14 protein-coding genes are annotated in these 11544 nt (G+C 70.9%); 6 read left to right on the plus strand and 8 right to left on the minus strand.

Annotated features, from left to right (window positions below; all coding sequences use genetic code 11):
* The first annotated feature begins 68 nt into the window (after positions 1 to 68).
* Positions 69 to 383 (plus strand): hypothetical protein, encoded by a 315-nt coding sequence (locus AB0M27_RS25375; protein ID WP_365724364.1) that lies wholly within the window; start codon positions 69 to 71, stop codon positions 381 to 383.
* A 21-nt stretch (positions 384 to 404) separates the two neighbouring features.
* Positions 405 to 608: a GIY-YIG nuclease family protein gene (locus AB0M27_RS25380; protein ID WP_365724366.1), complete on the plus strand. Its 204-nt coding sequence runs from the start codon at positions 405 to 407 to the stop codon at positions 606 to 608.
* A gap of 415 nt (positions 609 to 1023) precedes the next feature.
* Here AB0M27_RS25380 and AB0M27_RS25385 read toward each other — a convergent pair whose 3' ends face one another.
* The 6 genes from AB0M27_RS25385 to AB0M27_RS25410 form a co-directional block, all read right to left on the minus strand.
* Positions 1024 to 1302: a hypothetical protein gene (locus tag AB0M27_RS25385; protein WP_365724367.1), complete on the minus strand. Its 279-nt coding sequence runs from the start codon at positions 1300 to 1302 to the stop codon at positions 1024 to 1026.
* Between the two features lie 252 nt (positions 1303 to 1554).
* Entirely contained in the window at positions 1555 to 1857 is a 303-nt protein-coding gene (locus tag AB0M27_RS25390) for a hypothetical protein (protein WP_365724369.1), read from the minus strand.
* Entirely contained in the window at positions 1854 to 2597 is a 744-nt protein-coding gene (locus AB0M27_RS25395; RefSeq protein ID WP_365724371.1) for a GntR family transcriptional regulator, read from the minus strand. Before AB0M27_RS25395 ends, AB0M27_RS25390 begins: the two co-directional genes overlap by 4 nt.
* Positions 2594 to 2818, minus strand: a complete 225-nt coding sequence (locus AB0M27_RS25400; RefSeq protein ID WP_365724373.1) for a hypothetical protein — start codon at positions 2816 to 2818, stop codon at positions 2594 to 2596. The genes AB0M27_RS25395 and AB0M27_RS25400 overlap by 4 nt, the downstream gene beginning before the upstream one ends.
* A complete protein-coding gene (locus AB0M27_RS25405; protein ID WP_365724375.1) occupies positions 2815 to 3018 on the minus strand; it encodes a hypothetical protein in 204 nt (67 codons plus the stop codon). Before AB0M27_RS25405 ends, AB0M27_RS25400 begins: the two co-directional genes overlap by 4 nt.
* A 323-nt stretch (positions 3019 to 3341) precedes the next feature.
* The gene (locus AB0M27_RS25410; protein WP_365724377.1) at positions 3342 to 3620 is read right to left on the minus strand and encodes a hypothetical protein; all 279 of its coding nucleotides are present in this window, start codon (positions 3618 to 3620) and stop codon (positions 3342 to 3344) included.
* A 75-nt stretch (positions 3621 to 3695) separates the two neighbouring features.
* On the opposite strand from AB0M27_RS25410, the gene AB0M27_RS25415 reads away from it, so the two are divergent.
* From AB0M27_RS25415 to AB0M27_RS25430, 4 genes are all read left to right on the plus strand, one after another.
* Positions 3696 to 4451 (plus strand): GntR family transcriptional regulator, encoded by a 756-nt coding sequence (locus AB0M27_RS25415; RefSeq protein WP_365724379.1) that lies wholly within the window; start codon positions 3696 to 3698, stop codon positions 4449 to 4451.
* 284 nt (positions 4452 to 4735) lie between these two features.
* On the plus strand, positions 4736 to 6400 hold the full coding sequence (ettA, locus tag AB0M27_RS25420) for an energy-dependent translational throttle protein EttA (RefSeq protein WP_365724381.1): 1665 nt from the start codon (positions 4736 to 4738) through the stop codon (positions 6398 to 6400).
* A 6-nt stretch (positions 6401 to 6406) separates the two neighbouring features.
* On the plus strand, positions 6407 to 6820 hold the full coding sequence (locus AB0M27_RS25425; protein ID WP_365724383.1) for a thioesterase family protein: 414 nt from the start codon (positions 6407 to 6409) through the stop codon (positions 6818 to 6820).
* Entirely contained in the window at positions 6817 to 7494 is a 678-nt protein-coding gene (locus AB0M27_RS25430; protein ID WP_365724384.1) for a hypothetical protein, read from the plus strand. The genes AB0M27_RS25425 and AB0M27_RS25430 overlap by 4 nt, the downstream gene beginning before the upstream one ends.
* 11 nt (positions 7495 to 7505) lie before the next feature.
* Here the strand turns inward: AB0M27_RS25430 and AB0M27_RS25435 are convergent, their stop codons facing one another.
* Positions 7506 to 8468, minus strand: coding sequence for an ABC transporter ATP-binding protein (locus AB0M27_RS25435; protein ID WP_365724386.1), 963 nt, complete (start codon positions 8466 to 8468; stop codon positions 7506 to 7508).
* A 352-nt stretch (positions 8469 to 8820) separates the two neighbouring features.
* Positions 8821 to 11535 (minus strand): FtsX-like permease family protein, encoded by a 2715-nt coding sequence (locus AB0M27_RS25440; protein WP_365724388.1) that lies wholly within the window; start codon positions 11533 to 11535, stop codon positions 8821 to 8823.
* Positions 11536 to 11544: the final 9 nt, after the last annotated feature.

Here is an 11544-nt window from a genome sequence, read left to right on the forward strand (position 1 = left end):
CTCATCCGTGTCGGGCAGATCGTGGGGCGCTCGGTGCTTCAGGCTCACGAAAATTGGGGCGCTCTTGGATGAGGGCTTGGGGCACCATCAAGGGCATTCTCGCCCTGAAGACGACGCCGATGAACAAGGTCCTGCTCACGATACTGAAGAAGGTCTACGCCCAGCGTGGCACAGGGCGGAAGGAGTCCGCGCTCTTCCGCGGCCTGGACGCCAAGCACCGGGAGCTCGTTCCGGACGCAGTACAGCGGCTCGCCGGGGCGGGTCTCATCACCTCTGCCCGATCCGGCGGCACCCGGATCTACCTCCCGGTCCGGGGCATGGCGGGCCGGGTCCGGCGCATCCTCCAGGTCCCTCAGTCGAGCGCCGACAGCATCCTTGACTAGTCGGGAAGGCCCGGGCGTCCTGTGCTGACGCTACGGCTCACCCTCGGGTGCCTGCTCGGGCTTGAGTTGCGCCGCGTAGGCAGCGGCAAGGGCATGACCTTCGGCACGGCCAGCGAGGCCGCCCTCAGCCAGTGGACGGCGCAGAACGTGCAAGTGTGCTGGATCGAGCACAGCGAACCGTCAACCACGGAGTCGCACTCATTGGCCAACTCGACCTGCCGCTGAACCTCAGAACCGCGGCAACGCGTTCTGCGGCCGCCTCAAGGAGCTGCGGGTCCCAACGCGCCAGGGAACCAGAGTTGCCAATCAGCGCATAGATCGTCGGGTTGACATCAGCAGCTGACATCAACAGCAGCGAACGATCAGGCCCCGAGGCGGCTACAGCCGGATCGAGGCGCGAGCGCCAAGCCCTGTTTCAGCACTCAACGTAGGAGGGGGATCGAACTCCTAAAGCGGTGCTCACGCATGAGCGCCTTCCCGGGCCGTACTCGGGTCGTGGAAGGACGCTCAACGATGACCAACGCCGACAACTGCCAACAGCTCAACCGCAGGTCAGGACGTTGATCGATAAGGCGGCCGCAGGTCACGGCCGCCCGTGATCAGTTGTGGCTGAACTGGCTCCCAGTAGCCAGACCCGCGCTCAGCTCTCCTCATCCTCGACCATGCCGATGGCGACGGGAAATGACTCCAGGAACTCGCGCCGTACAGGGTCTTGCTCCACTTCGGCCAAGTCTGCGAGCGCCTGCAGGAGTCGTTCGCGTTGGTCTGAGGGCAGTTGCAGCAGCACCCAGCCCACGCTCTCCATCATCTTCACCGCGGAGTCCGGATCCACTTCCTCGTCCCCGCAGCCCTCCAGCCACCAAACGATGTCAACGAGCAGGCCGGTGAGTGCCGGCACGAGCGGATCCGTGTCAGTCATCCGTGCAACGTAGCCGATCCCTGCGACACCGCTTCCTTGCGGGTTCCCGCCCAGCCATCAGCACTCCGGGCCGTCCCTGGGCCGTGCGAGGACGTCCGACGCCGACCAACAACGACAGAAGCCCACGGGCATCTGAACTGGTCAGAGGCGTGGGTTTCCTCTGTTCCGCCGGTCAGTGAAACCGGTGATCAGTAGACCGGAAAGTTGGGCCGCACTGAGCGGGCTGTAGCCGCCAAACGCGCCGTCTCCCTTTCAGGGGCGATGAGGATCGCTCACTGCCAGGAGGTGACCGCGGCTGGTTGCGACGCGGAGCACGTCTCGCAATGCCCCGGTCAGTTCCTTGGCCAACCGTCGCAGGTTCTCCGGGCCCTGGTCGTGGTCGTCGAGGGTGTCCGAGGCATGCTCCAGCAGCTCGGCTGCCGTTCCCAGTTGGACCGCTTCGATGCTGTCCGTCAGGCGGGACATGTAGCCGCCCTTGTCGTCGGTGTTCAGGTAGCAGGGCTTGCCTTCCGGCCCCGACCACGGGAGGAGTCGTAGTTCGTTCGGTGCCGTCATCCTTGCGTCTGCCTCTCATCGGTCACGTGGTGGGTGGTGAAGACCGCGTCGACGCGGTCCCGTGGGAACGTCAGAGGGGCGGCCTCGATGACTCGCCCGGCGGTGTCGGTCGCGACGCGCGTGATCGCGAGGACTGTCTTGGAGGAGCCGGTCCGGAGGGCCGATGCTTCATCCGGTGTCGGTGGGCGGGCACATACCGTCTCCCGGACGGTTGCCGGCGGCGAGCCCAGAACGGCAAGCCGTAGGGCGGTCTCCTGCCAGGAGAGTTCGTCGTTCAGCACTCCGGCCGGGACCAGGTCGTGCGGGATGTAGATGCGGGCCAGTCCGTGCGGTGACTCTCGCTCGTGGCTGATGCACAAGAACTCGGCGAGGGGGCTGCCCGTCGGCACCTTGAGCAACGTCGTCAGACGGCTGTCTGCCTGAACCATGGTGGTGCGCACGGTGACACGCAGCACCGCTTCAGCAGCGGTCCACGGGTCCAGCGTCCCCCATCCACCGACGTACACGATCTTGCGGGGTGGGCGACGGACGAAGTTGCCCTTGCCGTGGATCTTCTCGACCAGGCCTTCGCCCTGGAGGACCGCGAGGGCACTTCGCAGTGTCACCGTGCTGACCTTGTATCGGTCGGCGAGGTCGGCCTCGGATGGAAGACGTTCACCCGGCTTCATGCGACCGGTCGTGATCTGCAGCCGGAGATCGTCGGCGATGTCGTGATGGCGTGGAGGCACGAACCGGGTCACCGCCTTCTCAGCACGCGAACAGCGGCGAGCCGGGTACGCGCGTGTATGGTCAGCAGCTCGCCTGACGCGAAGAGGAGTTGCTTGGCCCCCTGAGGGAGTTGGAAGAGGTCGCTCACCCGGCATGCTCTGCCGCCGAGTTGGATGATGTCGCGGCGCTGCACGGTGGCCGCGGTGATCTCGACGTTGGACGCCAGCGTGCCGCCAGGTGCCCAGCCCCTCATCGCTCCACCTCCGCGGGCGTCGAGTGGTGGGACGCCGAGTGACACGGGCAGGCGTACGTCTCGTAGACGACCGGCAGGTCGATCGGTGCGCAGACCGCCGAGGACTCCGTGCAGGCAAGGTGCGTGCCGATACGGCAGGCAGTCGACCGGTAGGGAACGGTCCAGGCATCGGCGATGCGGGGCTGTTGGCGAGGAGGCATCAGCGGACCCCCGCGAGGCATGACCAGGCCTCAGCGGGCAGGTGGGAAGCGACTACCACCACATGCGGCCGTGCTCGCTCTTCCCAGGCCAGGGCGTATGGGCGGACGAGTGCGTTCTCTTCGCCCCTGAGCGGGTGTCGGTGGTTCGCGCTGCCGGAAGCCCGGCCCAGGATGACCGTCGACGCGTCAGCGGACGCGGGAAAGGCGGGTGTGGCTGGTGGCCGGAAGGGCGCTAAGGGGCGGCGATGCCTGCCCTTGGGGGCGCACCGCGCTCTGGTGAGCGAGAAGGCACGGCGGATACGGTTGAGCACGCTGCTCAGCTCCTATCGCTGATGGCAGGTCCCCCCGACATCGCCCGTCGTGGGGACCGCTCTGCGTACGACCGCCCAGAGGGTGCGGCCGTTCAGGCTGGTGGCGACGAGACCGAACCGATCGGCTTCCGCCACCGCTTCCAGGACCTCCCGCCATAGATCGGCGGAGAGCGAGTCCGGCACTTCCGCTTCGACCGACGCGTACCGGTCGTGCTCCTCCACGCGTGCGGGGAGCCCGACGGCCGACAGCCGGGCAGCGATGGCTGCCGCGCTAACTCCCGAAGCGGGCACAGGGCAGCCTCCGTCAACCGCGATCACCTTCAGTAAAGCTAGTTAACTAGATTGCTAGTGGACTAGATTTTCCATATGTCTGAGCAGCCGCCCTATCTCCGCATCGCCGACGAACTCCGGCGGCGGATCGCGGAGCATGTATGGGAGCCGGGGGACCGTCTGCCCTCTCGCGCCCAGATCGGCCAGGAGTGCGGCGTGGGCGAGAACGTCGTCCGCCGCGCGCAGGAGCTGCTGATCTCCCAGGGTGTGCTGGAAGGCCGCGCCGGGTCGGGCACGTACGTCGCCGAGCCCCGGCAGCGGGTCCGGGTCGTCCGGTCATCGGCCCGGGAACAGCCCGGCGGATCGCCGTTCCGGGCGGACATGAAGGCCGTGGGCAGGCAAGGGGACTGGGAGAGTCGGACCGACGCCAAGGTCCCGGCACCGGCGGACATCGCGGCGCGGCTCGGCATCGCCGAGGGTGACCTGTGCGTCCGGACGACGTACGAGTTCCTGGCCGACGGCAGGCCCGTGCAGTTGTCCACGAGCTGGGAGCCGTACGACCTCACCGCCGGCACCCTCGTCGTCCTCCCCGAGGGAGGGCCGCACGCAGGGGCGGGCGTCGTGAACCGAATGGCCGCGATCGGCGTCACCGTCAGCCATGCCGTGGAGCAGCCCGAGCCGAGGCAGGCGACCGCCGAGGAGGCGTCGATACTCGGCATCCAGAAGGCCGCGCTCGTCACGCACATCCGGCGGACGTACCACAGCGACCATGGACGGCCTGTGGAGACGGCGGACATCGTGGTGCCCGCCGCGCACTGCGAGATCGTGTACGAGATCCCGATCAACCGCTAGCCGACAGTCGACGTCAAGCCTGCCGCCCGATGCTCCATGGGTCCGGTCCCGGGCCTGCCCCTCCAGTGCTTGATCCGTGTCCCGCGCCGGGCCGTCCCTGGGCCGTGCGAGGGTGCCCGAGGCCACCCAACAGCGATCGACAGCGACAGACGAGCCACAACCGCCACCAACGAAACCCCAGGTCACAGCCCCCAGACCACACGGGTTAACACCCAAGCCTGGCGTTCAGGCAAGATGGGGTGTATCTGCCCACTGCCAGATTTCAAGCTGCCGGACGGTTTCTCTTGGCTGAGTTCATTTACACCATGCGCAAGACGCGCAAGGCGCACGGCGACAAGGTGATCCTCGATGATGTCACCCTGAACTTCCTGCCGGGAGCGAAGATCGGCGTCGTCGGGCCGAACGGTGCCGGTAAGTCGACCGTGCTGAAGATCATGGCGGGGCTGGAGCAGCCGTCGAACGGCGACGCGTTCCTGTCCCCGGGCTACAGCGTCGGCATCCTGCTCCAGGAGCCCCCGCTGAACGAGGAGAAGACCGTCCTGGAGAACGTCCAGGAGGGTGTCGCCGAGATCAAGGGCAAGCTCGACCGGTTCAACGAGATCGCCGAGCTGATGGCGACCGACTACTCGGACGCGCTGCTCGACGAGATGGGCAAGCTGCAGGAGGAGCTGGACCACGCCAACGCGTGGGACCTGGACGCTCAGCTGGAGCAGGCCATGGACGCGCTCGGGTGCCCCCCGGGCGACTGGCCGGTCACCAACCTCTCCGGTGGTGAGAAGCGCCGCGTCGCGCTCTGCAAGCTGCTGCTGGAGCAGCCCGACCTGCTGCTGCTCGACGAGCCCACCAACCACCTCGACGCCGAGTCGGTGAACTGGCTGGAGCAGCACCTCGCCAAGTACCCGGGGACCGTGGTCGCGATCACTCACGACCGGTACTTCCTCGACAACGTCGCCGAGTGGATCCTCGAGCTCGACCGCGGCCGCGCCTACCCGTACGAGGGCAACTACTCCACGTACCTGGAGACCAAGGCCACCCGTCTGAAGGTCGAGGGCCAGAAGGACGCCAAGCGGCAGAAGCGGCTCAAGGAAGAACTTGAGTGGGTCCGCTCCAACGCCAAGGGGCGCCAGGCCAAGTCCAAGGCCCGCCTCGCGCGGTACGAGGAGATGGCCGCCGAGGCCGACAAGATGCGGAAGCTGGACTTCGAGGAGATCCAGATCCCGCCGGGCCCGCGACTGGGCAACATCGTCGTCGAGGTCGACAAGCTCAACAAGGCCTTCGGTGAGAAGGTCCTCGTCGACGGCCTCAGCTTCACGCTGCCGCGCAACGGCATCGTGGGCGTCATCGGCCCGAACGGCGCCGGCAAGACCACGCTGTTCAAGATGATCCAGGGGCTGGAGACGCCGGACTCCGGTGACATCAAGGTCGGCGAGACCGTCAAGATCTCCTACGTCGACCAGGGCCGCTCCAACCTCGACCCGAAGAAGACGCTGTGGGAGGTCGTGTCCGACGGGCTCGACTACATCAACGTCGGCCAGGTCGAGATGCCGAGCCGGGCGTACGTGTCGGCGTTCGGCTTCAAGGGCCCGGACCAGCAGAAGCCGACCGGCGTCCTGTCCGGCGGTGAGCGCAACCGTCTCAACCTGGCGCTGACCCTCAAGCAGGGCGGCAACCTGCTGCTCCTCGACGAGCCCACCAACGACCTGGACGTGGAGACCCTCAGCAGCCTGGAGAACGCTCTGCTGGAGTTCCCCGGGTGTGCCGTGGTCGTCTCCCACGACCGGTGGTTCCTCGACCGCGTCGCCACCCACATCCTCGCCTACGAGGGCGACTCCAAGTGGTTCTGGTTCGAGGGCAACTTCGAGTCGTACGAGAAGAACAAGATCGAGCGGCTGGGTCCGGACGCCGCGCGTCCGCACCGCGCCACCTACAAGAAGCTGACCCGGGGCTGATCGATCTTGCGCCACATCTATCGCTGCCCGCTGCGCTGGTCGGACATGGACGCGTACGGACATGTCAACAACGCGATCTTCCTCCGCTATCTGGAGGAGGCGCGCATCGACTTCCTGTCCCTGCGTGGCAAGGAGTCCAAGCAGGGGTCCGTGGTGGCGCGCCATGAGATCGACTACAAGCGCCAGCTCGTCCACCGGCCCACGCCCGTGGACGTCGAGCTGTGGGTCACCCAGGTCAGGGCCGCGTCCTTCACCGTCACCTACGAGGTGAAGGACGCGGACGTGATCTACGTCAAGGCCTCCACCGTGGTCGTCCCGTTCGACTTCGAGACGCAGCGGCCACGCCGGATAACCGACGGGGAGCGGGAGTTCCTCGAAAAGTACCGGGACGACGCCGACGAGGAGGCCGTCGCCGCATGACGGTGCTGCACCTGGCCGACGAGACGGAGGCGGCCGACCTCGCCGCCTTCCTCTCCCGGCTGCTCCACTACGACCGTGGAGCCGCGGTGCGTCTGCAGGCGGCCGGTACGACGCTCGCCGTCTTCGGCCGGCCGCCGTCCTTCGAGGTGCTGGTCGTCCGTGCGGTACGGCTGGCCAAGCCCTACGAGAAGGGCCTCGACGTCAGCCTCGACGTGACCGTCTCCGCCGGTGAGTTCCTGGAGTCCGTGGACGAGCACGCGGCCACCGCCGCCGTACCGGCCGCGGTCACCGGTCCGCCCTGGGCCGGAGTGCTGCCGCCGCGCGGCGGCTGGCGGCCCGAGCCGGGGCTGCCCGCGCCGGACGCGCTGCGGGCGACCGTCTCCGCGGCGGTCGGCGAGTTCCGGTCCCGTACGGAGGAGCTGGCGCCGCAGGGCCGTACCCGGGCGGAGCTGGACCGGATCGGGCGGGACATCTGGTCCCGGGAGATCGGGCGGACCGGGCTTCCGGTGCGGGCCGTGCACGCCGCGCAGTCCCTGGGCTTCCTGCGGCCGGGCGCCGATCCGGCCGACACCGGGCTGTTCTCCTCGGGGGCGTGGCTTCGGCTGCGCACCCCGTACGGGTCCGTCGCCGTACGGCGGACGGGCCTGGGCTCGCTGGGCGTCAGCGTGCGCTGAGCCCACGTGGCTCATTCCGTGTCGTCCGGCCACACCCCGATGTGGTCCGACTCCAGTTCCAGGGCCACGCGGTCACGCATGTCCAGGGCGCGGAGGTAGTCGGCGGGGAGCTGGAGCCGGCCGGCGCGGTCGAGCATCGCGTATTCGCGAGCGACGACCGTCTCGTGGCCGGTCGTGGCGTCGATCTCGCTGCGCCGCAGCACCTCCGTGGACGTACGGCCGTCACGGATGGCGACCGTGCGGCGGACCTCGCCCGCCACGGCCTGGTCGTGGGTGACGATGACGATCGTGGTGCCGAGGGTCTCGTTGGCCGTGCGGAACGCGTCGAAGATCTGCGCGGCCGTCCGGGAGTCGAGTTCGCCGGTGGGCTCGTCGGCGAGCAGCACCGCCGGGTCGTTCACGAGGGCCACGGCGATCGCGACGCGCTGCTGCTGGCCGCCGGACAGTTCGCGCGGGTGGCGGTCTCGGCAGTCGGCCACCTGCAGCAACTCCAGGAGTTCCAGGGCGCGTTCGGTGCGGGCGCGGCGGCCTGCGCGGGTACGGGGGCGGGTGCCGGAGAGCTGGAGGGGGAGCGCGACGTTCTGGGCGGCGGTGAGGTGGGGGAGCAGGTTGCGGGAGGTCTGCTGCCAGACGAAGCCGACGGTGGTGCGGCGGTAGGCCAGGCGGTCCCGTGCGGTCATGGTGAGCAGGTCGTGGCCGGCGACGCGGGCGGCGCCGGCGGTGGGGGTGTCCAGGCCGGCGAGGATGTTCATCAGGGTGGACTTGCCGCTGCCGGAGGCGCCGACGAGGGCCATCAGCTCGCCTTCGCGGACGAGGAGGTCGAGGCCCTGGAGGGCTTGGACCTCGATGCCGTCCGTGGAGAAGATGCGGACGAGACGGTCGCAGGTGATCAGGGCGTCGTGGCCGTAGGCGGGTTTGTTCCGGGTTTCCGCGACGCGGTCCGCCAGGTCGGTGAGGGTGGGGTTGCTGGTCATCGGGTCTCCTGCGGGACGGTGCCCTGTGCGGGGGTGCCGGGTGCCGGGTGCCGGGTGCCGGTGCCCGTGCGGGTGCCGGTGTTGCATGGGTGCCCGGTGCTGTGGCCGGCCGGGGGTCGGCTTCGCTTGCCCGCGCTCGCGGGGTGCCTCCCCCAGAGGGGGTACTCCCAGCGCCCACCCGTGCCGCCCCAGCGGCACGACTGCCCGCAGCTAGGCGGGCACGACCGCCGCTGCGGGGCGGGCGCCGGCCTGGTGGTACGACTGCCCGCAGCTGTGCGGTGCGGCCGCTGCTGTGGGGTGGGCGTCGGCCTAGTGGCACGAGTGCTCGCAGCGGCGGCGGGGCTTCGCGCCGTCATCGGCCGTCCCCCGCTCTCAGTTCCTGCACCGAGCCTCTCCGGCCCGTCCACCATGCCTGTGCCGTCGCGACGCCCACCGTCACCACCACGACCAGGACCGCCGGGACCGTCAGGGACCAGGTGTCCGGTTTCAACTCGGCTTCGGACAGGGGGGACTGGATCGAGGACAGCGCGATGGTCGTCAGGTCGATGCCGGGGGAGAGCAGGCGGATGGTGGACCAGCCGGTCAGGGTGGAGCCGAGGGCGGCGAGGAGGGCCTGCGGGAGGGACTCCAGGATCAGCAGGCGGCGGCCTTCCGCGCGGGTGAGGCCCATCGTGCGCAGGCGGGCCAGCAGGGCGGCGCGTTCGGGAGCCGCGCGGAGGAGGGCCAGGAGAAGGGCCAGTACGGCGAAGCCGGCGCCCGCGGCCATCGCCGCCGTGTAGACGTGCTCGGCCCCGGACTGGAGGGGCGAGTCGGCGTACCGGGCGCGCTCCGCGGCCAGGAGGCGGACGGTGGTGGAGCCGCCGGCCGCGTGCCGCAGTGCGCCGGCGTCCAGGCGGTCCCCGGTCAGCAGCAGGGCCGTCGGGCGGTCGGCGGGGGAGGGCAGGCCGGACCGGTTCACGATCAGGAAGTTGCCGCCGGACACCGCCGGCGTGGCGTCGCGGACCAGTGCGATGCGCACGGTGACCGTGCTGCCGTCCGACAGCCGGACCGGGAAGGGGCGCCGGGTGCCGTACTCGGAGGCGACGGACGGCGAGGCCACGGCCGGTAGGGGGCGGCCGGAGCGCGGCGTCAACGCGGCGGGGCGGAAGGCGCCCAGGCCGGTACGGGCCGTCAGCGCGCCGTAGGACGACGGGTCCGCGCCCACCAGCGGTACCGAATCCTGGCCGTCGACCGGCTTGGCCTGGTAGTCGATGCTCACCGCCGCCATGTCCCGTACCCCGTCCACGGCGCGCACCCGGGCCGGCGCCGCTGTCGGGAGCGGGGCGTCGGAGTCCACGCGGGCGTCGGCGCCGACGGTCAGCAGTGCCGCCCGGTTCCGGGCGTCGGCCACGCCCGCCAGCACCGAGCCGCCGAACGCCGCCGTGGTCAGCGCGGTCAGCAGTGCCACCAGCGGCAGCACCGCGGAGGTCTGGGCGCGGCCCGCGCGGGCCAGCGAGAGATGGCCGGTCGCCCCGCGCAGGCGTGCCGCCGGTCCGGTGAGGCGGCGCAGCAGCAGCGGGTAGAGGCGGAGCAGCAGCAGCGCGGCGATGACGCCGACCAGGACCGGGGCCAGTGCGACCAGTTGGTCGCCGGTCGTGCCGCGCCGCCGCAGCGCCGCGACCGCGCCGGCCGCCAGCACCAGCAGGGTCAGCTCGGCGACCGTACGGCGCCGGGAGGGCCGTACGGCCACCACGTCCGCGCGGTCGGCCGTCGCCCGCACCGCGCGGTGCGCCAGGGCGGCGCGCAGCGGCAGGGCCGCACAGGCGGTGACGGTGACGGCGGCCGCGGCGGCCACGGCGTACGCGGTGCGGCCGACCGGGACCGTGAGCAGGGCCGTGGCCAGGCCGAGCGCGCCGGCCGGTACGGCGACCACGGCGGTCTCGGCCAGCAGCCGGCCGGCGAGCGCGGGCAGGGAGGCGCCGCGGGCGCGCAGCAGGGCGAGTTCGGCGCGGCGCCGGTCGGCGGCCAGCCCGCCCGTCATGAACAGGACGACGGCGACGACCGTGCCGGTGCCGGCGGCGGCCACGGACACCAGCGGGGCGATGCCGGAGCGCAGCTCGGCGAAGGAGCCGAGGGTGTCGTCCAGGCCGGTGCCGATGTCGGTGTCGATGTCGGTGACGGCGCGGGCCCGCTGCAGCGCGGGGCCGGACTCCAGGGCGGCCACGGACGACTTCAGCCGGTCCAGGTCGTGGGCGTGCAGGGCGTGCGGGTCGGGCGCGAGGAACCAGTAGCGGAACGGGCCCGCGGTCGTGCCCAGCAGTGCGGGCGCCGCCTCCTGGGGGAGCAGCAGCGTGCCGAGCCAGTACTTCGGCGGGTCCCCGCCGGGGCTGGGAATCGTCACCAGGACCGGGGTGCGCATACGGGGCACGGTCGACCAGTAGGCGCCGTCGGGGTCGTGCGGGTCGAGGATGCCGGTGACCCGGACCGCGAGCGGGGGACGGCCGGCCCCGGGCACATGGATGACCGAACCGACCTTGATGTGCAGGGACTTGGCGGTGGCGGCGGTCACGGCGGCCTCCACCTCGGGGGTGCTCGCGTCCACCGGGCGGTCGGCGCGCGGCATGCGCCCGGTGCGCAGGCGCGCGTGGTCGGCCAGGCCGCTCGGCGCGAACAGCGAGACACGGGCGGGCAACCCGGTGGGGCGGGGCAGGAACGCGTCCGGCACCTCCGGGTTCACGCCGCCGGCGACGCCGTACACCGACTGGGCGCGGTCGACGGCCAGCGGGCTGCGGACCGTGGGGAGGATCTGCCGGTACTGCCGTTCCAGCGCGGCCGGGCGTACGGCCGTGGCCCGCTGTCCGGCCGGCAGGCCGAGGTCGGGCGCGGGCGCCTGCACGATCACGGTGGTGCGGGCGGGCTGCGCCTGCGCGAACGCGCGCCGCAGGCCGGCGTCCTCGTACCGGTCGACCGCGCGCGGGAAGGCGCCGGCCAGACACGCGGCCAGCGCGACCAGCAGCGCGAGCGCGCCGGCGGCACCGGGCGCGGCCCGCAACCGGGTCCGCACCCAGGGCGCGACGACACGCGACACCCGACGGCT

Source organism: Streptomyces sp. NPDC052107, from assembly GCF_040680215.1.
Lineage (GTDB): Bacteria > Actinomycetota > Actinomycetes > Streptomycetales > Streptomycetaceae > Streptomyces.